This window comes from Petrotoga sp. 9PWA.NaAc.5.4 (assembly GCF_002895485.1).
In the GTDB taxonomy this organism is placed as follows: domain Bacteria; phylum Thermotogota; class Thermotogae; order Petrotogales; family Petrotogaceae; genus AZRK01.
In genome coordinates this window covers 1-22,656 of record NZ_AZRK01000010.1, presented here as the reverse complement: position 1 = coordinate 22,656, position 22,656 = coordinate 1, and the positions used below count along the sequence as shown (strand labels likewise).

The window sequence follows — 22,656 nt, the reverse complement described above, 5'->3', positions numbered from 1 at the left end:
GAAGTCTTTTGCTATTTCTATGTCTCCAAAGTTTCTTTTGAAAAAAGCATCGTGTGGATTGTTTATTTCATTCATTAATTGTCCTCTCTTTGTTTGCCAGATTTAAATCTTTTAATTAAATTATACCATATAATAGTAAAGGTTTTGATTTTGAAAGTGAAAGCGGTCTTTTGTGAAGTAGAAAAGGCTTTATTTAACAGAATTTTTGAGAAGTGTTTTGGTTCTACCCTCCTTCATTGAAGGCGAATAAAACCTAAATCTTTTGCAAGAGGTAAATTAATATTTATTTATGAAACTTTTTGATTTGTTTTATTTTAGAATTTCTTTTAGTTCGTCTAATGTGATTTTCAGAATATTTTTCTTTATCTTGTTAATCTCTTCTTCATTTGCTTTCTTTATTTTTTCTTCTAACTCTTTATCAAATCCTTTTCCAAATCTTTGGTTTAGTATTTCTATTGCTAATTCCTTTTCTCCTTCAAGTTTGCCTTTTTCAATACCTTTTTTAATACCTTCTTCTCTCAACTTTTCAGCTATTGACATTATCAATTCACCCCTTTCAACTGATCCTTCTTTTGCTACTTTTTCCATTTCTTCTATCTCAATGTCATCTTTTGTATCCAATAAGTATTTTAAACATATCTCAAATACTTCATCAAAAATTCAGGAATCCACATTGTATAAATATTGACACATTCTCCATCCAAACAAAAGTCTTAATGCTTCAAAAAACGGTAAATCCAGCGAAAAATCAAATTTTCTTTGGTATTGTTTCTCTAAATCGTTTAGGAGCTTAGTCAAGTTTTCATAATATAAAGGTCCTGGTAAATCGAATTTAATAGCGTTTTTGTTTGTTGAAAAAATATCTTGCTTATTTCTTTGAAGCTCGTTAACAGCAGGGAATAATAAAACAGATACTTTATTAAACAAAGCAGAAATTAAAATACAAAAGTTATTGAAACTTTTAATATTTTTATTATAAAAATAAGCATACAGTATTGTATCGTACAATTCAGTATTATCCAAAGCAAAAGTTTTAGGTTTCCCTAATTGAAATAAAACTTGCTCACCAAATAAACAATAATCCTCTGTTGTATATATTTGATTAGTTGATAGAGCTTTTATACATTTTTGACAAGGGGTCTTCACTTCTTTAATCATGGATGAAAAAGAACTTGCTCTTTCTAAATCAGAGTTAAACAAACTTATGTAATAATTAAAGAAGTTTAACTTATTTTTTGCTTTTCCCTCAAGATAAGCTTTAGAAATATAAGACAAAGCCTTCTGAATGTCTTTTTCATATAAGCTTAAAGCAATATCTATAATAGAATAATTAAGATATTTATTAGCAATTTTTATAAAGTTATATGCATTGTAATATTCTTTTTTCTTTAGAAAGAAAAGACTCATAGATAAATAACTCAACCCATTTTGTGGATATTTGTCCATTAAATTTTTTAGATAATTGATCGCATCTTCATCATTTCTTATAATTTTTAGAAAAGACAAATTCATTTGTGAATCAGGATCGTTTTCTTTCAGTAGAAAAAATTTTTCTGCTTTTTGAAAATCTCCTCTAAAAAGGTGCATAAGCCCAAACTGATTTGAATATCCCAATGTTGGTTTATTATTCAATCTTAGCTCGAGAAAATAAGCTAACTTTTCGTTTGATATATCGATGTCTTCAATTATTATATCAAACCAATTATTTATTTTATTGATAGACAGATTCAAAGCTTCGATCTCTTGATCAGGCTTATAAACGACTCTAACTTTTTCCTTCTCTTGGATTTTATTAGGAATTTTTATACCTTTTTTTTCTAATTCCTTTTCTAACTCTTCTTTTATTTTATAAACCTTTTGTAATTTTTCATTGTACTTTTCATCGTTTTCCATGTACTTTGACTCTCCTATCTATAGAAAAACTAAAATAAGAATCTTTTCCTATAATAATGTGATCGTTCATATTTATCCCTAATATCTTACCTGAATCTGATATTTTATCAGTTAAATCTCTATCGTTCACACTTGGAGTCGGATCTCCTGATGGATGGTTGTGAACTAAAATCAAAGATACCGCATTACAAATTATAGCTTCTCTAAAAATATCTCTTGGATGAGCTATGGACATGTTTGCAGTTCCATTACTGATATCTTTCATATCTATAATGTTTAGCTTAGAATCTAAAAAAATTGATCTTACAGTTTCTTTTGTTAAATATATCATATCTTCACAAATATGATAAACATCGTCAGGACATGTGATTTTCTGATGTGTTTCTTTCATTTTTTGTAAATGGAATCTCTTTCCGAGCTCAAATGCTGCTTTTAAATTCAGTGCTTTTACTTTTCCTATACCTTTTTCCTTTGAAAGTACATCAAGCGGCAAATCTACCAGGACAGTTAAAGATTTATACTTTTCAATTAACCGTTTCGAAGCCTCGAAAACGTTTATACCCTTGGTTCCTTGCCTTAATATTACAGCAATTAATTCAGCATCAGAAAGATTTTGGGAACCATATTTTTCTAATTTTTCTCTTGGTAGAAGATCCTCACTCATTTTACCCCCTTAATATATTCCCACTGTTAACCCATTTAAATTCAAATTATATTTTCAAAAATATTAACTACTATCTCCAATTGCGTAATTGCCAGTATAGTTTTGCAACAGGAAGCCCCATAATATTATAGTAGTCTCCTTCTATTTCTTTTACAAAAACAGCTGCAAAATCTTGTATGGCGTAAGCTCCCGCTTTATCAAAAGGATTATAATTTTTAATATAATAATTTATGATTTCTTCGTCTAATTCATAAAAAGTAACCTTAGAAACTTCAAAAAAGATTTTAATTTTATCAATAGTTCTCAAAGTAATCCCTGTGTAAACATAGTGAGTTCTATTCGATAACGCTTTAAGCATTAAAAAAGCTTCTTTTTCATTTTTTGGCTTACCTAATATTTTATCATCCAAAGTTACTATTGTATCTGCTGTTATCAAAAGCTCATTTGGTAAGATATTTATACTTTTACTTTTATTGTGTGAAATTTCTTGGACAATTTCATCCGGTTTAAAAGATTGATAATTTTCAGCATTATTGGAAGTTTTGATAGTAAAGTCTTTAACAATCAGCCTAAGCAACTCTTTTCTACGTGGAGAAGAAGAACCCAAAACAATCTTTTTATCTAAAGTTATCAATTTTTACACTCCTTATTATGTAGTTGACTATTACAGAGTTTATGAAAGCTGTTATTATTCCAAAGAAAAGCATGTATGGGTAATACCAGATAATTGAAAAAGATTTGACAATAAAAACTCCCGCAATGATAACTTGAATAGAGTTACTAAAAAACGCTCCAATTTCACTGATACCTAATACCCCTATATTTTTCAAAATTTTATAGGCTACCCACATAGAAAAACTACTAACAACAGCTCCTGCTAAACCCATCCAAAACATCGGAGATAAAAATCTTCCACTTAAAATAGATCCAAGAACTGTTTTAATAATGGCTATATATAGAGTGTTAGTTAGACCTATATTACTCACTACAGCAAGTATCAAGGGAAAATTAGAGAATCCCCATCTTGCACCTGGCACTGAAACTGGCATAGGTAAAAAAGATTCGACATAGTATACAGCTGAAGCTAACGCAGTTAATAACGCAATATAAGATACCTTTTTTGAATTTACCATGTGTAGATATCGACTCCAGATTTATTTTGGTCTCCAACCGGTTTAACAATGATTTCATTTGGTATGCAAACAATTGGTTGGTTAGGATTACTAACCCATCCAGTATTCTCACAAACTTTCAAAGGACAAGTTGAATTTATAACTCTGACTGCACCGTTTAAGTATTCTACTTGCAATAAAAGATAACCATCTGTATCATTAATGGTGTATGTACCTTCTTGCGTAATGGTTAAAATTTTTTCACCTTTTAAAAAGACTTCTATTTCCGAAAAAGGGCTTTTCGAACCAATGTGAGTGAATAATATGAATCCACCTATTATTAAAAAAAGAACGAAAATTACGTAAAAATCTGTTTTCCTTGCAAACTTCATTTACTTGAGTTTCTCCCTGAAATAATTGAATCCACTTGTTTCTCTAATTTCACCATTATTTGAAACTATCATGGCCTGTATGCCAAAATTTGTGAAATATTCTAAAGCAGGATTATCAAATCCCAAGACAAAAAGAGCTGTAGCGAAAGTGTCTGCGGCAGTTGCATTCGGAGCTATTACTGTTACACTAGAGATTCCTTGAGCAGGATATCCTGTCTGTGGATCTATAATGTGATGGTACTTGGTTCCGTTTTGAACAAAAAAACGTTCGTAATCTCCCGAAGTAGCAACCGTTCCATCGGTAAGGTATATTGTGTCCATAGATTTAAAGGTGTCGTTAGAAAAAGGATCTCGGATCCCTATTACCCACGCCAGTTCCCCAAACTTAGGACCAATAATACCGATATCCCCACCTGCGTCGATAAAACCTGTAGCTTTAGGATCAATTGCTCTTATTCTTTGAATTACTAAATCTATAGCGTATCCCTTGGCTATACCTCCTAAGTCTACTTGAACTCCTTCTTTTAAAAAAGAAACTTCCATATTTTTTTCATCTATATTTATAAAACGATAATCTACATAACTTAAAACATTATTGATTTCTTCCTGTGAAGGAACCCTTTTTTCTGAAGAATTAGCATCGTCAAAACCCCATAGTTCTAACAAAGGCCTTATTGTAGGATCAAAAGCTCCACCGGTTATTATGGCATAATTAATCGCTGATTGAAACAAAAACAAAGCTTCATCATCTACTTTAACTTTACCATTCTTATTCAATTCCCAAACAATACTATTTTCAACATTTGCACTGTATTTGTTATGTATTTGGTACAGTTCTCTTTCCGCCATTTTAATTAAAACATCAGGGGATACTTTGTCTCCTGCAACATTCAATCTTACATAGGTACCAAAAACAGGAATTATCTTTTCTTCATATACTGGCATAGGTTTAGAAAAAATCAAAATTGAAAGCAATATTATACCTGCTCCAAGTGCAGCTAAGTAGAAGTATATTCTTACATTGTGACTATTTTTTCTCCACAATTTTTACATCCTCCATCTGAGTTTAAGTTTTTTATATCTATGTCGTATCCATTTCTTAATATAACAACTTCCCCACAGTTTGGACAATAGGTATTCTCATATTTTGAATCCCATATGTTGCCTATATAGACATAATCTAAATATTTTTTGGCTATGTTAAAAGCTTCAACTAAAAAATTTACATCAGTTGCAGGCTCTGTATAATTATAAGCTGGATAATATCGAGATAAATGAAGCGGGATATCTTTCGATAAGTCTGAAAGCCAAATAAACTCTTTTTCTAACATCTCTAAATCATCGTTTATTCCCGGAACAATTAAAGAGGTTACTTCAACATGAACTCCTGATTCTTTTGTAATTTTTACTGAGTTTTTAACTGGTTCGAGACCACCTTTCAAATACTTCTTGTATATTTTATCATCAAAAGTTTTAAGGTCAATATTCATAGCATCGATATACTGAAGAAGAAGTTTTAAAGGTTTTTCGTTTATATACCCATTTGTTACTAAAACATTATAATTATTTGGATCGGCGTATTTCACAGCTCTCGAAGAGTCCAAAACAAACTCATACCATACTATTGGTTCTGAATATGTATAAGCTACACCTTTAACACCATAATTTTCCAAAAGTGAGGGAAGAGCTTTTGGATAGACTTTTTTTAAAAATTGAGGTTTCATTTGAGATATTTCATAATTCTGACAAAAGGGACATTTTAGATTGCAGCCCCACGTTCCTAAAGAAAGTACCTTTTCTCCAGGATGAAAGTGGAATAAGGGTTTTTTCTCTATAGGGTCAAGACCTATACTTGTAGTGTCTGAATAATTTAAAGTATACAATTCACCCTTAATATTTTGCCTAACGTCACATATTCCTTTTTTGTTTGGATACAAAATACATTCATGAGGACAGAGTTTACATTTTAATATATCTTCTTTAAATTCCTCATAAAATAAGGAATTTATTTTCATTTTTTTCACCCCAAAAAGCGGCTCTTTGCCGACAAATTAAAAATATCTTTCAACCGTAAATTTGAAAATTTCTATAGGTTCGTTTTGAAAAATTCCAGCTTTTAACTTCGCAATTCTTAACTGTTCCTCGACTGTTTCTACTCCTTCTATATCTGGTAACAGAACTCCTTTTTTGTATCCACTTTTAACTACCACACCGTATACTTTTGGATCCAATTCTTCTATACTTTTTGTTTTTTCCAACTCTGATAATATATCAACAGAAATGATTAAATCTTCTAATTCTTCAACTACAACCGCAGGAAATCTTGGATCTCTCGTTGCAGCTGCAATTGCATTTTCTCTTATCTCAATAATCAAATTTTCATATACTGGTATAATAGTACCAATGCATCCCCTTAACTCACCGTTTGACTTATGTAGACTTACAAAACATCCTCTTTTTTTATCAAATAATTCTTTGTGACTATAATCATCAAATTCAGCAATATTTCTATTTTTAACATATTCGTATATTACTTTTTTTGCCCAAAGAACGTAAGGATGGTTTTCATTCATAAATATCACCTCAATAATCACAGTTCAACTATTCAAAAAAAATCGCACTTATTCTTTTAAAGATTTAAAATATAACAATTAATAAATTATAAATTAAACTTTCTTTTTCATTTTTAAGCTATAATATAGTCGATAAAATATTTGCTTTTCAAACTTTTACAAAACATAAGAACAAAGTTAATTCGAATAATCATACATAAGGAGATACGGGCCGATGGTAAATAACAAAAAAACCTTAACTATTTCAATTTTTGAAGCAGGAAGTTATAATGCCTTTTATATAGCCACACAAGGTTTTATTTTTACAACTTTAGCGATTTATTTTAATTCTTCTCCTTTTTTCATTTCTATAATGTTCTCCTTTCCAATTATAGCACAGATGTTCCAAATTTTTTCTTCTCAAATAACGAAGATGTATGGATCAAGGAAAAGGAGTTTGATTATTAATGCTTTTATTTCAAGAAGTTTGTTTGTAGTTCTACCTTTTTTGATTTATTTTGAAGTTAAAAACCCGTATATACTATTGATCATGATTATTTTGTTCTCTTTGTTTGGAACTTTTGTTGGAAACACGTGGACTGTTTTAATGAAAGAAGTCGTTCCTATAGAAAGAAGAGGGAGATACTTTTCCCTAAGAAACATTTTTTCGTCTATAACAGGTATGGTAATGACTTTCGTTTATTCAAAATTTTTGGATTCTCCAAATCTTAAAATGGGTTTATTGTGGGTTTCAATTTTTATGGCTGCTTTCTCATTGTTATCAGCTTTTTTATTGATGAAGCATGAGTTCCCAGAAGGCGGAGATAAGATACCTAAAGTAAATATAAGTATAAGCAAACCTTTTAAAGATAAGAGCTTTAAAGACTATCTCATTTTCATTTTTATATGGAACTTAGCGATAGAATTTTCCAGACCGTATTTTTCATATTACGAAGTAGGAATATTAAATATTAACCCGACGTATTTAGGATATATAAGCATTTTAAACAGTATAATTGCAATAATGGTATACTTATTCTTTGGAACAATGGCGGATAAATTTGGAAGTAAAAATGTATTAACTCTTGGGATTTTTATTTCAACATTTAGCCCTTTAATGTATTTTCTTATGGGATTGAACAATTATAGAAGTGTTCTTTTTATAAATGCTATTCTTTCTGCCTTTGCCTGGTCTGCTATAAACATAGCTATTTTTAATTTACTTTTAGAATTGTCAAAGGAACCTTCCGAGAGTTACATTGCAGCAAATGCACTCGTTGGGGGAATAGCAGCCATAATAGCTTCTCTAATAGGCGGTACACTTGGAAACTATCTTAAAAATATTCAGATTAACCTTTTGGGTGATTCTTACTATGGGATTCAACTAATTTTTATTATAGGATTTATTATGCGTATTATAGCTGTGATGTTTTTAAGTAATGTAGAGGCTGTTCAAAGACCTATGAGATACAAAGAAGTATTTTCATTTGAAGGAGTTCTGTCAAAAAGAAGGGAGATAAATATGCCTTTTGAATGGTTTAGAAGAAGCAAAAAATTAAATGATCAAGTTAATAAATCCGAAAATAATTATGAGGCCTTGGAAATTACAGCTTCAGATTCTACGCCTCAGTTAAACAGTTATGAAGAGGAAAAAAGTAACGAAGAAAAGGTGTGAAATTCGACCTTATGTACAACCTGCACATCTACAAACAAAATTAGGAGGATTCATAAATGGATATAGGAAAAAGATATGAACCCCATGACCTTGAAAATAAATGGTATAACATTTGGGAACAAAATAATGCCTTTGAACCTAAAACCGGCAACGAAAAATTTAGCATAGTTATTCCTCCACCTAATATTACAGGTAAGATTCACATGGGTCATGCCTTAAATATCACACTTCAAGATATCATAGTCAGATATTATCGAATGAAAGGTTACGAAACATTATGGATTCCTGGAGAAGACCATGCAGGTATTGCAACTCAGCACGTTGTAGAACAATATCTTTTGAAAGAAAAAGGTTGGCGAAAGGAAGACCACACAAGGGAAGAATTTTTAGAAATAGTATGGGATTGGGCAAACAAGTATAGAGCTCATATAAGAGATCAGATACGTGCGTTAGCAGCATCTGTAGATTGGAGCCGAGAAAGATTTACCTTGGATGAAGGCCTAAATGAAGCAGTCAGACAAGTTTTTGTTTCTTTATACAATGAAGGATTAATCTATAGAGGCAAATATATCGTCAATTGGTGCCCAACATGCGGGACTGTTCTTGCCGATGATGAAGTCGAACACGAAGAAGAAGTGGGTAAATTATGGTATATAAAATATCCTTTAGAAAACGAAGAAGGATTTGTAATAGTTGCCACGACAAGACCAGAAACGATGTTAGGAGATACAGCCTTAGCAGTTAACCCTTCTGATGAAAGATATAAAGAGTTGGTAGGCAAAACTGTAATTTTGCCTTTAGTGGGAAGAAAACTCAAAATAATTGTCGATCCTTATGTTGATCCACAATTCGGAACAGGTGTTGTAAAAGTTACTCCTGCACATGATCCTAACGATTATCAAATAGGTTTAAGACACAATTTAGAAAAAATTCAAGTTATAGATGAAAAGGCTAAAATTAACGAGAACGGGTTAAATTATAAAGGGCTTGACAGATATCAAGCAAGAAAACAAATTGTTGAAGATCTAAAAGCACAAGGCCTTTTAGAAAAAGAAGAAAATTATAAACATGCTGTAGGACACTGTTATAGATGTAATACCGTTGTGGAACCTTTACTTTTAGACCAATGGTTTGTTAAAATGGATCCTTTGGCAAAAAAGGCTATAGAAGTTGTCGAAAACGATGAGATAAAGTTTTATCCTGAAAGATGGAAAAAGGTTTATTTGAACTGGATGTATGAAATAAGAGATTGGTGTATATCAAGGCAACTTTGGTGGGGACATAGGATACCTGTTTGGTACTGTCAAGATTGTGGGTATGTTAATGTTTCTGTCACCGATATTAAAAAGTGTGAAAAATGTGGCTCAACAAATATAAAACAAGATGATGATGTACTTGACACGTGGTTTTCATCGGCACTGTGGCCGTTTTCTGTTTTAGGTTGGCCTCAGGAAACAGAAGATTTGAAAAAGTTTTATCCAACCAATTTATTAATGACAGGATTTGATATAATATTCTTTTGGGTAGCAAGAATGGTCATGATGGGAGAAAAGTTCATGGGAGATGTTCCTTTCCATGATGTTTATTTGCACCAGCTTATAAGAGATAAATATGGTAGAAAGATGTCGAAGTCTTTAGGAAATGGAATAGACCCCTTAGAGGTTATAAACGATTATGGTACAGACCCCGTTAGATTTACCTTGGCTATTTTAGCTGCCCAGGGAAGAGACATAAAATTAGATGCAAGATTCTTTGATTCATACAGGAAGTTTGCCAATAAGATTTGGAATGCTTCAAGATTCGTTTTTCTAAACTTAGATGGTTACGAACCCATTGAAATAAAAGAAGAAGATTTAAAAATAGAAGACAAATGGCTTTTAACAAAGTTAAACAATACTATAATTGAAGTTTCTAACCATTTAGAAAATTATGTATTCAATCAAGCAGCCAAAAGATTGTACGAATTTTTTTGGAACGAGCTTTGTGATTGGTATATAGAAGCAGTTAAAAACCGATTAAATCAAGAAGGAAGAGATAAGTTAGTAGTACAAAACATACTTGTAGAAATTTTTGATCGTTCATTCCGATTACTCCATCCTTTTATGCCATATATAACAGAAGAATTATGGCAAAAGTTACCTATACCCAAAGATTCCGAACTACTAATCATAGCAAAATGGCCCGAATTTAAAGAAGAACAGATTTTCGATAATGAAGCTAAAGAATTCGAAAAAATTATGGAAGTAATTAAAGAAATTAGAAATGTAAAAGCAGAAATGAATATCCCACTGATTCAAAAATTAGAAATAAATTATAAGGTTCTAAAAGAAGATAACGATTGGTTGGAAAGAAATATCCAACAGATAATAAATTTAGGTTTTATTGAAAATATTTCAAAAGTAGGATCAAAACCAGATAATTCTGCTACTGCCTATGTTGATGAAAACATAGAAGTTTACGTACCTTTAGGGAAGTATATAGACATAAATACAGAAAAACAAAGACTTTCTAAAAAGGTAGAAAAATTGTCAAGTGATATTGAAAAATTGAATAAAAAATTATCAAACAGAGATTTTCTTGAAAAAGCGGATCCAGACGTTGTTGAAAATGTTAAGAATGAGTTAGAAGAAAAGCAGCACCAGTATAAAAAATTAGAAAAATTAATAAAGGAGTTAAATTGAATGGAGTTTTTAAACTTAATAGACAGTCTCTACCAAAGAGGATCTGCTAATTTTAAAGTTAAATTAGGTTTAGAAAGAATCAAGGAACTCACCCAAAGAATAGGAAATCCCCAAAACTCTTTTAAAATAATCCATATTACCGGTACTAATGGCAAAGGTAGTGTTACCAAAGCAGTGTCCGATATCTTCATAAATCAAGGATTAAAAGTTGGTACTTTTATTTCTCCACATTTGGTAAGTATAAACGAAAGAATTCGAATAAATGGTCAAAATATTTCTGAAAAAGAGTTCGTTCAAACATACTTTGATATAGAAGAAGAGATAAAAAAGATGGACGAAAAAGGCGAAGATTTTTCACCATCTTTTTTTGAGATAATAACTGCCATGGCTTTTAAATATTTCAGCGATAGGAAAGTAGATTTAGCCGTATTAGAAGTTGGATTAGGTGGAAGATTGGACGCTACAAATATTGTTGATTCTGATGTTTCAGTTATAACAACTATTTCAAAAGATCATGTAAAAACCTTAGGAGATTCTTTAGAAAAGATAGCATTCGAAAAAGCAGGCATTTTAAAAAAGAACAATTATGTAGTTTTAGGAGACATAGAAGATTCACCAAAAAATGTGATTTTAGAGAAAGCCAAAGAAGTTAACGTTGCCAAAATCTTTGAATTTGGAAAAGACTTTTATTTTACAAACGAAAGATATTCGCTTAACAAAAACTTGTTAGATTATTATGGCATTAATTTAGTTTTAGAAAACGTGCTTTTTAAAGCTAACGGTACATTTCAAATGTACAATGTTTCTACATCTTTAGCAACCGTAGAAGCTTTTAGCCAAAAAATGGGAATAGATTTGAATATAGAAAAATTAAGAGAAACTTTAAAAAATTTATATTGGGAAGGAAGGTTTGATTATTCGGAAATAAACGGCAAGAAATTAATTCTTGATGGCGCCCATAACATAGCAGCTGCCAAAGAATTTGACAAAAGTGTAAAACTATACTTCCCAAAAGAGAAAAAAGTCGCCTTAATTGGAATACTGGATGATAAAGATTACGTGAGTATGGCAGAGATATTTTCAAATATTTTTGATAAAATAATTGTAACAACAGTCCCTATAGAAAGAGGGAAACATCCTGAAAACGTATACGAAGAATTTAAAAAATACAACATAGAGTTAGAATTTATCTCAGATCCTATAGATGCTTTTAACAAGCTATTATCAGAAAGTGCAGACGTATATTTTGTTACAGGTTCACTTTATTTAGAAGGTAAGATAAAAGAGGTACTTTCAACGAATTTATTACCATTATAATTTTTATTTGGGTCCTAATTCACGATTGTAGAAACGTGCTATACATGTGTCTCCAACTTGCAAATTAGTCATGAAAACCCGGGATTGGATTGGTCGACTATGATTAGAAAAATTAAAGCCATTATTGAAGATATAGAAGACGAAATCGTACTCATTAAATTTGGTAATATTACATTAGAAGCTTATCCTTCTTTTAAAGTACTCCAGAATTTAAAAGTTGGAGAAGAATATGATTTATACGCCTTTTTAGAAACAAATGAATGGAACACTTCGTTATACATATTTAAAGAAAAAATTGAAAGAGATGTTTTTGAATCTTTAAAAAAGGTATCAAAGATCGGCCCAAGAACAGCGGCCAAAATTTTAAAAAAGATTAGCGCCGACATTTTAATAAACATGATAAATTTGCAAGATTTAGACGGACTTTCTAAATTACCCGGAATCGGCAGAAAAACAGCTGAGCGATTAATATCGGAACTTTCTAATGCTTTTCAAGATGTAAAGTATTCACCTGAAGAAGTACTTTTAAACATCAATGTCAAAGAAGCGATAGAAGCTTTAGAAGCATTAGGTTTTCAAAGATACGATATATTAAAAGTAATAAACGATACAGAACTTAAAAATATGAAGACTGAAGATATCATAAAAGTTTGCTTGACTAAATTGTAATAGGGACTTTAGAAATAACAATTTTAAAAAATGAGATTTTAGATTTATAAAGAGTCCAGGGCGGAGCCCTCCTCCCCCTATTTTAAAGCATCAATCAAGTTAAAAAATTATTTAATACCTTTAAAAACAAAGTTTTTGAATTTAAAACGGTCCAGGGCGGAGCCCTCCTCCCCCTACTTTAAAGCATCAATCAAGTTAAAAAATTATTTAATGCCTTTAAAAACGAAGTTCGCTTTTATAAACGGGTCAAGGGCGGAGTCCCCATCTCTTTTTCTAAACGTAGCAAAAAATTAAAAAATCATAATTGACAAGAATTAGACAGAGACTTTAAAAACAAGCATTTTACAAAAACAAAGTTTTTGAATTTAAAACGGGTCCAGGGCAGAGCCCTCTTCCCCCTACTTTAAAGCATCAATCAAGTTAAAAAATTATTTAATGCCTTTAAAAACGAAGCTTTGCTTTTATAACGGGTCCAGGGCGGAGCCCCCTCCCCCTACTTTAAAGCATCAATCAAGTTAAAAAATTATTTAATGCCTTTAAAAACAAAGTTTTGCTTTTATAACGGGTCAAGGGCGGAGCCCTTCCCTCTTTTGACTACAAGTACCTAAAAGGTATTTTTGAATAAATTTAAAATTAAAAGAACAGCAAAACTCAAGTTTTAGAATCTCTAAAGTGAGCATAAGTTTTAAGTGAAGGGGGGATAAAGTTTTGAAAGTCTTAATTTTGGCAGCCGGCCAAGGTAAAAGAATGAAATCAAGAGTTCCAAAAGTAGTACATAGAATATTAGATAAACCTATGATAAACTGGGTTATAGATACAGCAAAAAAGCTTTCAAATGAAATCGCCGTAGTTTTAGGTAACGGAATTGACGTAGTACAAAATTTTTTGAGCAACGATATAAAAATTTTTGAACAGAAAGAACGTTTAGGTACCGGTCATGCAGTTATGTGTGCAAAAGATTTTCTAACAGATTCCGATGTTTTGATACTTTACGGAGATGTCCCTTATATATCCGAGAGCACTTTAAAATCATTATTAAAAATGCATGCAGAAAGTAAAAATGACGCAACCATCTTAACAGTTGAATTAGAAAATCCAACCGGATACGGAAGAATTATTAAAAAAAATAATAAATTACTTAAAATTATAGAAGAACAAGATGCCAGTCCAGAAATAAAGATTATAAAAGAAGTTTATACAGGAATAGGAGTTTTTAACTCCCAAAAATTAAAAAACGCATTAGAGAAATTAACCCCAAACAATGCGCAAGGCGAATATTATTTAACAGAAGTTTTTCAATATTTTGAAAATGTAGGTATTTTGAAGACAGAAAACAAAATAGAGGTCTGTGGAGTTAACGATAGAGTTCAATTGGCAGAACTTGAAAAAAGTATTAGAAAAGATATACTTAGAAATTTCATGTTAAATGGAGTAACGATAGTAGATCCAGATTCAACATACATTTCTCCTGACGTTGAAATAGGAATAGATACCGTTATATATCCCCAAACATTCGTATATGGTAAAACAAAAATAGGTGAAAATTGTGAAATAGGACCTTTAACAAGAATCAAAGAATGTATAATAGGTAACAATGTAAAGATAACACGCTCTGAATGCGAGCTGACTCAAGTGATGGATAACGTTTCGGTAGGGCCTTTCTCACGCTTAAGAGAAGGAACGTTTTTGGAAGAAAACGTTAAAATAGGCAATTTTGTTGAAACAAAGAAAACACACGTATCTAAGGGAAGCAAAGCTCAGCATTTGACTTATTTAGGAGACACATACATAGGTAAAGATGTGAACATAGGGGCAGGTACTATAACTTGTAATTACGATGGAAAGAAGAAGAACAAAACATACATAGACGATGACTCTTTCATAGGAAGTAACTCATCGTTAGTAGCACCAGTAAAAATAGGTAAAAGCGTAGTCATAGGGGCAGGTTCAGTTATAACCCAAGATGTTCCAGACTTTTCTTTAGCGTTGGGAAGAGCCAAACAAATAAACAAATTGAACTGGGTTAAGGAAAAGCGCTCAGATAGTAAGAAGGGAGAATAAAAATGGCCGAGAATGGGCAGCAATTTAAAGTGTTTAGTGGAAATTCAAATCCTCCTCTTGCAAGAAAGATTGTAGAATACATGGGAACACGATTGGGAGATTGTGAAGTCTCCAAATTCGCAGATGGAGAAGTAAATGTGAGAATAAACGAAACTGTCAGAGGTTTTGATGCATATATCATTCAATCAACTTCATCACCAGTAAATGACAATCTTATGGAACTACTGATTATGATAGATGCTTTAAAAAGAGCTTCTGCTGCTTCTATATCTGTAATTATTCCTTATTTTGGATATTCGAGACAAGATAGAAAAGCTCGGGGTAGAGACCCCATTACTGCTAAGTTGGTCGCAAATTTAATTACTACAGCTGGAGCAACAAGAGTTGTAACGATCGATCTTCATGCTGAACAGATTCAAGGTTTTTTTGATATCCCTGTTGACAATCTGTGGAGTTATCCTATCTTTGCTCGCTATTTTTTAGAAGAAATGAAAGTTCAACCTAAAAATACCGTTATTGTTTCTCCGGATGTTGGAGGTGTAAAACGGGCAAGAAAGTTTGCAGAAAAATTAGGGAGCCCATTAGCAATTTTGGATAAAAGAAGACCAAAGGATAACGTAGCTGAAGTAACAACTGTTATAGGTGATGTAAGTGGAGCTAATTGTATAATTTTTGATGATATTATAGATACTGGTGGTTCACTTGTAGCTGCCGCAGAAATTTTACATGTTCATGGCGCAAATAGCATAATAGCATGTGCAACTCACGGTGTTTTTTCGCAAAACGCTGTAGAAAAATTACAAAATTCAAATATTGATAAAATAATTGTTACAGACACAATATATCATAATGAATTGCCAGATAAATTTGTCGAGTTACCTTCTTCTTCACTTTTAGGAGAAGCAATAGTAAGAATTAGAAAGAATTTATCGGTAAGTATACTCTTCAGATGAAAGCGATCCGGTTCGCATAAAAATAACGATTAGGAGGTTAACAAATGGCAACTGTTTTCAAATTAAACGTTCAAGAAAGAGATACAACTTTAAAACCAAATCAACTAAGAAAAAAAGGTTTAATCCCGGCAGTAATATACGGACCAGCTATGAAAACTAACAGGCACATCACAATTAATTCAAATGAATTGAAAAAAATGATCGAAAAAGTTTCGGAAACCACTTTGATTGAATTGAATTTAGAAAAACAAGATGGATCCGAAAAAATAACTGGCTTTGTTAAAACAGTACAAAGACACAAAGTTTCTGACCAACTTATACATGTAGATTTTTATGTACCAGAAGAAGGTAGAAAGATGAACATTAGAATACCGGTGGAATATGTTGGAGAACCAGAAGGAGTAACAGTAGGTGGTTTCTTGAATGTATATATTCATGAATTGCCTGTGGAGATTTTACCCTCTGAAATTGTTGATTCAATTAAACTTGATATTTCTAATCTCAAACTTGGAGAATCATTAACAGTACAAGACATCAAACCACTTCTTCCAAAAAGTGCAGACGTGCTTTTAGAAGAAGAAGAAACGTTGGTAAGCGTAATTGAACCTAAAGAAATTCAAGAAGAAGTTCAAGAAGAAGAAATTACAGAACCTGAAGTAATAGAAGAAAAAACCCCTAAGGATTCAAAGGAAGAGTAATAAATGAAAAATTTGGTAATAGGTTTGGGTAATCCTGGCCCGCGTTATGTTTACACGAAGCATAACGTGGGCTTTTTAGCGTTGGATAGATACGAAGATATCAAAAAAAACAATAACGATATAAAAAAGGTAAGTGGAAAGAACTTTGAAAGTTATATCATTGAAAACAATGTGTTTGTGAAACCAATGACTTATATGAATTTAAGCGGAGAAATTTTACCTTTTGTTTTTAAAAAGTTTGGTTATGTTGAAGATAATATTTTAGTAATATATGATGATATATGGCTTAATTTTGGTGAAATTAGAATAAGAAAAAACGGATCAGATGGCGGACATAACGGGTTAAAATCTATTATTTCGATATTAGGAACTACAGAGTTTCCACGCATCAGAATAGGAATAAACAAAGGTTATAGACATGGGAGTGGAGAATTGGCAAAATATGTATTATCCCCGTTTACTCAAGAAGAAATTAATTCTCTATTCAAAATTTTAGATGTAGTTTGTGAAGCAATAGATTATATATTAAATGGTAAAATAGAAGAGGCTATGAATCGTTTTAATGGGAAAAATATCGTAGATTAATTTAAAACATTAAAGGAAGGAATTCATGCAATGTATGAAGAAAAAGTCATAATTTTTAGTAAAGTTATTGATAAGGTGAGAATAGCTATTATAGAAGACGATGAACTCAGCGAAATATTCTTTGAAGATTTTGAAACAGATAAAAATACTGGAAAAATTTTCTTGGGAATAATAGAAAATAATGTTCCAAGTTTAGAAGCGTTCTTTGTAAATATAGGTGCTGGAAAAAACGGATTTTTAAGATACAGAGACGTAATAGGTGATCCTAACGATTATAAAAACGGTCAAAAAGTTCTTGTTCAAGCAAGAAAAGACGGTGGTACAAGAAAGGGCCCACAATTATCTATGAAAATTAGTTTACCAGGCCGATACTTAGTATACATTCCATATGGTGAAAAGAGCATTGGAATATCACGTAAAATCACCCATGAAAGTGAAAGATTTAGATTAAGAGAAGTCGCAAAAAAAATATTGAAAGAAGGAGAATCCGTTATTTTTAGAACTAACTCCGAAGGATTAGAGGAAAAAGAACTTTTCCAAGAGTTAGAAAACCTTAGAAAAGACTATAACAAAATCTCAGAAGAATTTAATAAAAACACAAAACCAAAAGTTTTATACGAAGATTCCGACTTTATAGAATACATTTTAAGAGAGCGATTAGATAGTAAAACAAAGAAGATTGTTGTTGATGATAAAAAAACTTTTAAAGAATTGAAAAAGTCTATAAAAACCTTGAAATTAAAACCTGGATTAGAATTACTTAAAGGCGATGCTTTTGAGATATACAACGTATACAATCAGATGAATGAAATATTTACAAAAAAGGTTGTTTTAGAGAATGGCGGAATTATAACTATCGATAAAGCTGAAGCATTAACAGCTATAGATGTGGACTCTGCAAGCTATATTGAAGGCAAAAACGTCGAAGAAACATCTTACATAACAAATTGCGAGGCAGCCAAAGAAATAATTAGACAATTAAGATTAAGAAACATAGGCGGTATGATTGTAATAGATTTTATAGACATGAATTACCAACCCCACAAAAAAGAGATCATTAATATACTAAAAGAAGAAGCACTAAAAGATAAATCAAAAATATCTATTCTTGGTTTTACAAACATGGGAATTTTAGAAATGATTAGAAAAAGGACAACACCTTCTTTAGATTCACTAATTTATTTTCAATGCCCGGTTTGCCATGGAACCGGAAAAATAATTTCACCAGCTATAATTTTTGGAAAATTATTAAAAGAACTTGAAAATATTTCAAAAGAAATTAAAAAAGAACAAATAAAAGAAATAGAGATTTATGCTTTTCATAATCTGTCAGGTTATTTAACACCTGAATTACAAAATGAATTAAAAAATAAGCTAAAAATGAATATTCGATGTTTTTTTACGTGGCAAGATCCTAATTCCTATAACATTAAGTATAAAAAGTAAAGATATTAATTAAGTAAAAACTTGATGCTGAGCGTTTCGTTGATTGGAGGAAGTTATAGTGTTTAAAAAGATCGTATTTTTCGGAATCTGTGGAATTGTTGCTTTCACTTTTGTATATAATATTTTTATTATGTTTAAAAAAGATAACGATTCGATAAATTATTTAACTTCGGGTTATAACTATTCGCAAGTTCCTTTTATAGACTATATTTCTTCCGAAGAAAAAGTTCGAAAAGTTACATCAAATGCTTTTATTAACGTCTTAGATGAAAAAAATGTTGTTTTTAAAAAGATAAAAAAACTAAGTTCAAACGAATATGCTGTGCTTGCAGAAAATTCTAATCAATATTATATCTATTATATGGATGCACAAGGACAAATAAAAAGTAAAACTTTCATAGAAAGTGGGAACATACGACTGAATGATTTTGAATATATTAACAACACTTTTACTGTAGTTGGAAGCAAAAATGGAAAACCTTATATAGTCAATATTTCCAGAAACGGCTCTATGAATTGGTCAAAAATCTTAAACTATCAAGGTGAAATAAACAAAATTACGTATGGTTTAAATGAATACACAGTAGGTGGTCATATAACCATAAACAACAACCAACAGGCTTATATTGGGAAATTTAATACTTCTGGTAATACTATATGGGAACACATATATGGAAGAGAAAACGAAGAAGAAATAATAGACATTATTGATAACGGCAATAGCATAATAGCTGTAGGTAGAACTAATTCAAATCTCGAAAAAGAAAATAATTTACTATTTTTAGAATATTCTAAAGATGGATTTCTTCTATTTTACGATGAATACGGAAGTTCAGTCTATCATGAATATCCCAAAAGTTTGTTAAAAGATAAAGAAGGCAACATATATATAGGAGGATATTTATCTACTTTGAATCAAAAAGAATGGAAAGCTTTTTTTATGAAAGTTTCCAAAGATATCAAAAATCAAAATAACTTAGATGTATTATTCTTTGAAACCCAATCTATAAAGGCATTGTCAAGAATAGAGGATATGAAATATTATAATGATAAAATATATCTAATGGGAGTAACTGTCGAAACTTGGCCAGATTACGATATTTTCTTGAAGATTGTCAACCAAAATGGAATACTTATTGATCAAAGAATATACGGCAAAAACAACCAGGAACATCTAAATTCATTCGAGATTCTTGAAGATGAAGGAATTTTAGGAGTTGGAAAGTTTGTAGATTCAAATAACGAAACCTATCCTTTAATTATAAAAACAGGCAGTGATTACAGGATTCCAGCACAAGAAAGATTTTAAAACGCAAAAGCAAAACAATTCAAAAATTATGTAGAGACCATCTATACGATCGTCCAAAATAAAAAGAAAGACTGAAGAAAGGAGGACAACCTTGAAACCATCAACAGTTAAGTATCTTTCAAAAAAAATCATGCAAGCACACGAAGTACCCCTGATTTGGGGTCATTTCGGTACAGGAAAAACAGACATTGCGAGAGAAATAGCCCAAGAAACCAACAGAGAATTAATAATTTTGATAATATCTCAAATGGAACCTGGAGATTTAATTGGACTTCCATCAAAATCTTCAGAAAAGACAGTTTTCCTTAAACCAGATTGGTGGCCAGAAAAAGACAATGTAATAATCATGATTGATGAAGTCAATAGAGCTCATAGATCAATAAGAAACGCAATCATGCAACTATTAATAGATAGAAGAATACACAACCATATTTTACCAAATGGAGCTTGGATTATGGGTGCTGCTAATCCCCCCGATGAAGAATATGATCAAGTAGATTTAATAACAGACCCTGCTTTTATGTCACGATTTTTTCATTTAGAATTATCTCCCGATGTAAATGACTGGTTAGATTGGTCTAAAGAAATGGGGATAGTAGATAGAATAACATCTTTTATAAAAGAATATCCTGAATATCTTTCTTCTGACAATATGGTCTCTATGAGATTAAATTTAAGACCAAGTCCACGAAGTTGGTACAAATTAGCCAATGTTTTATCGTATATGACAGAAGAAGATATAAAAAGTTATGGTTACGTCATTGCCGCTTCAATAGTTGGTTCTGAAGCAGCAAGAACTTTCATATCCTTTTTAGAAAATAAGGTAGAATTACCAAATCCGAAAGAATTATTGTTACAAGGAAAGAACTTAGACAAAGTTAAAAAACTTACTAACGAAGAAAAAATAAGCTTAATTCTTAGAATAAACACTTACTTTGAATCTTTACAAGAAGAAGACATGATGCAAATATTGAACAACACGGATCAAAAAGCAATTGCCGAAAACATAAAAAGATTAAGCGAAATTGTACCAAAAGACGCCTTATTTTCTATTTTAAGATTTTTAAATGAGATGATAGAAAAAAATAAAGGATTAAAAAAAGCTTTTTACGACAAGCTTTTAGAAGAAATAGCCATAACTCTTGGCGATTCTTCTTGGATGGAAGGTATCTAAAATGGAAGATATAATTCAAAAAGCTTGGATTGAGTTAGAAAAAGAGAGTTTGTTTTTTTCATATTTACGCATGAACTTTGATAGTATAAAAAGCGACTCTGTCAGAACTATAAAAGTATCTATAACCCCTCAAGCAAAATTTCGAATCATGTACAACTCAAAAAAGCTTGAAAATTTAGGATTAAGAATCACTAAAGGGCTCTTAAAACACGAAATATATCATATTATATATGGGCACATATTTATCAAACCTAAAAGCAAAAAAGAAAAAGGCATCTGGGACTTAGCAATGGATGCAGCAATTAACCAGTACATAACTGAATTAGACGCCTTAGCTGAACCATTAGACGTGATGATTGCCGAAGGTCATGCCCCCGACAATGAATTCTTTTTCGTTACTGCCCCCATAAATTTATTGAATAAAACCGCTGAAGAATACTACAAATATATAATAAATTTTTTAGAAGATCATAAGATGGCTGATTTAGAAGAAGTCATTGAAAACAGAGAAAAAAATGCAGATTCTCATGATTTCAATTCAGAAATTCCAGAAGAGATGGCCCTTGATATAGTAAGCGAATTCATCACACAAGCATACGATAGATCAAAAGAAAATCTTCCAGATGGAGTAGAAATGGCGATTTCCATTATGGCACAAAAACCAAAAATGAATTGGAAAACTTTATTGAGAAGATTTTTTGGAAGCTCGATAATTATTGAGAAATATAGAACTTTAATGAGACCAAATAGAAGATATGAAAATCAACCTGGATGGAGATCAGAAATGGGGCCAAATGTTGCAATCGTAGTCGATACAAGTGGTTCCATAATAGAAGAAGAGTATAACGCATTTTTTAGCGAGATAGAATCTATTTCAAAAAATTTAGGAGGAAAAGTAACTTTAATTCAAGCAGATAACAAAATACAAAATATTATGACATACCAGCGAGGAATTTGGAAAGAATTAATTCTAAAAGGAAAAGGTTCTACCGATCTACAACCAGCAATCGATTATATAGAAGAAAGCATAAGACCAGAAGGAGTTATTGTTTTTACTGACGGCTGGGTTGAAATGCCCATAATTAAAAGAAGAGCCCTATTCGTTTTACCAAAAAATTATAACCCACAGTTTTTTAATGAATGCACTGAATATTATGGGAAAAGTAGTGTTTTATTACTGAAATAATATTCTTATAATTGTTTGGAATTGGAGTTGTTCAGGTTTTGATTTTATAAATGGTTAAATTCCCTTTACCCCAGCAGTGGAATACATCTACCCCTTCAATGAAGGGGATTTTTATTTTACAGTCAAAACTTTCACTATTATGTTATAATTTAATTAAATGACTTCAATCCTACAACAAAAGGAGAAAATGATGGCCAATAGAGACTCAATATTCAAAGAACTCTTTGAAGACAAAGAAATATTCTATGATTTTCTAAAGGTCTTTTTGCCAAAAGAAATAACAGATTAA

At 31.1% G+C, this 22,656-nt stretch carries 21 protein-coding genes; 12 read left to right on the top strand and 9 right to left on the bottom strand.

What is annotated here, in order from left to right; translation table 11 throughout:
• Positions 1–309 precede the first annotated feature (309 nt).
• The 9 genes from X924_RS04375 to amrA form a co-directional block, all read right to left on the bottom strand.
• Entirely contained in the window at positions 310–588 is a 279-nt protein-coding gene (locus X924_RS04375) for a hypothetical protein (protein ID WP_146255666.1), read from the bottom strand.
• Positions 589–660: 72 nt separating this feature from the next.
• Positions 661–1,893 (bottom strand): lipopolysaccharide assembly protein LapB, encoded by a 1,233-nt coding sequence (locus X924_RS04370; protein ID WP_121957732.1) that lies wholly within the window; start codon positions 1,891–1,893, stop codon positions 661–663.
• Positions 1,880–2,557, bottom strand: a complete 678-nt coding sequence (radC, locus tag X924_RS04365; protein WP_121957731.1) for a DNA repair protein RadC — start codon at positions 2,555–2,557, stop codon at positions 1,880–1,882. Before radC ends, X924_RS04370 begins: the two co-directional genes overlap by 14 nt.
• A 70-nt stretch (positions 2,558–2,627) precedes the next feature.
• Positions 2,628–3,191 (bottom strand): Maf family nucleotide pyrophosphatase, encoded by a 564-nt coding sequence (locus tag X924_RS04360; protein ID WP_121957730.1) that lies wholly within the window; start codon positions 3,189–3,191, stop codon positions 2,628–2,630.
• The gene (locus X924_RS04355; protein ID WP_121957729.1) at positions 3,175–3,690 is read right to left on the bottom strand and encodes a Gx transporter family protein; all 516 of its coding nucleotides are present in this window, start codon (positions 3,688–3,690) and stop codon (positions 3,175–3,177) included. The genes X924_RS04360 and X924_RS04355 overlap by 17 nt, the downstream gene beginning before the upstream one ends.
• The gene (locus X924_RS04350) at positions 3,684–4,061 is read right to left on the bottom strand and encodes a NusG domain II-containing protein (RefSeq protein WP_121957728.1); all 378 of its coding nucleotides are present in this window, start codon (positions 4,059–4,061) and stop codon (positions 3,684–3,686) included. Before X924_RS04350 ends, X924_RS04355 begins: the two co-directional genes overlap by 7 nt.
• Positions 4,062–5,105 (bottom strand): FAD:protein FMN transferase, encoded by a 1,044-nt coding sequence (locus X924_RS04345; RefSeq protein WP_121957727.1) that lies wholly within the window; start codon positions 5,103–5,105, stop codon positions 4,062–4,064. It lies immediately after the preceding gene.
• Positions 5,078–6,076, bottom strand: a complete 999-nt coding sequence (gene amrS, locus X924_RS04340; RefSeq protein WP_121957726.1) for an AmmeMemoRadiSam system radical SAM enzyme — start codon at positions 6,074–6,076, stop codon at positions 5,078–5,080. The genes X924_RS04345 and amrS overlap by 28 nt, the downstream gene beginning before the upstream one ends.
• Before the next feature lie 36 nt (positions 6,077–6,112).
• On the bottom strand, positions 6,113–6,634 hold the full coding sequence (gene amrA / locus X924_RS04335) for an AmmeMemoRadiSam system protein A (protein WP_121957725.1): 522 nt from the start codon (positions 6,632–6,634) through the stop codon (positions 6,113–6,115).
• A gap of 214 nt (positions 6,635–6,848) precedes the next feature.
• Between amrA and X924_RS04330 the strand changes: the two genes are divergently transcribed.
• From X924_RS04330 to X924_RS04275, 12 genes are all read left to right on the top strand, one after another.
• Positions 6,849–8,288, top strand: coding sequence for an MFS transporter (locus tag X924_RS04330; RefSeq protein ID WP_121957724.1), 1,440 nt, complete (start codon positions 6,849–6,851; stop codon positions 8,286–8,288).
• A gap of 56 nt (positions 8,289–8,344) precedes the next feature.
• Positions 8,345–10,969, top strand: a complete 2,625-nt coding sequence (locus tag X924_RS04325) for a valine--tRNA ligase (protein ID WP_121957723.1) — start codon at positions 8,345–8,347, stop codon at positions 10,967–10,969.
• Positions 10,970–12,286 carry a folylpolyglutamate synthase/dihydrofolate synthase family protein gene (locus X924_RS04320; RefSeq protein ID WP_121957722.1) on the top strand — a complete coding sequence of 439 codons (1,317 nt, stop codon included), beginning with the start codon at positions 10,970–10,972 and terminating at the stop codon, positions 12,284–12,286.
• A gap of 99 nt (positions 12,287–12,385) precedes the next feature.
• A complete protein-coding gene (gene ruvA, locus X924_RS04315; RefSeq protein ID WP_121957721.1) occupies positions 12,386–12,955 on the top strand; it encodes a Holliday junction branch migration protein RuvA in 570 nt (189 codons plus the stop codon).
• Positions 12,956–13,663: 708 nt separating this feature from the next.
• Complete coding sequence (gene glmU, locus X924_RS04310; protein WP_121957720.1) at positions 13,664–15,016, top strand: bifunctional UDP-N-acetylglucosamine diphosphorylase/glucosamine-1-phosphate N-acetyltransferase GlmU; 1,353 nt, start codon at positions 13,664–13,666, stop codon at positions 15,014–15,016.
• Positions 15,017–15,018: 2 nt separating this feature from the next.
• Positions 15,019–15,969, top strand: coding sequence for a ribose-phosphate pyrophosphokinase (locus X924_RS04305; RefSeq protein ID WP_121957719.1), 951 nt, complete (start codon positions 15,019–15,021; stop codon positions 15,967–15,969).
• A gap of 44 nt (positions 15,970–16,013) precedes the next feature.
• Positions 16,014–16,667, top strand: a complete 654-nt coding sequence (locus X924_RS04300; RefSeq protein WP_121957718.1) for a 50S ribosomal protein L25 — start codon at positions 16,014–16,016, stop codon at positions 16,665–16,667.
• A 3-nt stretch (positions 16,668–16,670) separates the two neighbouring features.
• On the top strand, positions 16,671–17,252 hold the full coding sequence (pth, locus tag X924_RS04295; protein ID WP_121957717.1) for an aminoacyl-tRNA hydrolase: 582 nt from the start codon (positions 16,671–16,673) through the stop codon (positions 17,250–17,252).
• A 30-nt stretch (positions 17,253–17,282) separates the two neighbouring features.
• Positions 17,283–18,698: an Rne/Rng family ribonuclease gene (locus X924_RS04290; RefSeq protein WP_121957716.1), complete on the top strand. Its 1,416-nt coding sequence runs from the start codon at positions 17,283–17,285 to the stop codon at positions 18,696–18,698.
• A 58-nt stretch (positions 18,699–18,756) separates the two neighbouring features.
• Positions 18,757–20,007 carry a hypothetical protein gene (locus X924_RS04285; protein ID WP_121957715.1) on the top strand — a complete coding sequence of 417 codons (1,251 nt, stop codon included), beginning with the start codon at positions 18,757–18,759 and terminating at the stop codon, positions 20,005–20,007.
• 91 nt (positions 20,008–20,098) lie between these two features.
• Positions 20,099–21,181, top strand: a complete 1,083-nt coding sequence (locus X924_RS04280; protein ID WP_121957714.1) for an AAA family ATPase — start codon at positions 20,099–20,101, stop codon at positions 21,179–21,181.
• Between the two features lies 1 nt (position 21,182).
• A complete protein-coding gene (locus tag X924_RS04275) occupies positions 21,183–22,367 on the top strand; it encodes a VWA-like domain-containing protein (RefSeq protein ID WP_121957713.1) in 1,185 nt (394 codons plus the stop codon).
• Positions 22,368–22,656: the final 289 nt, after the last annotated feature.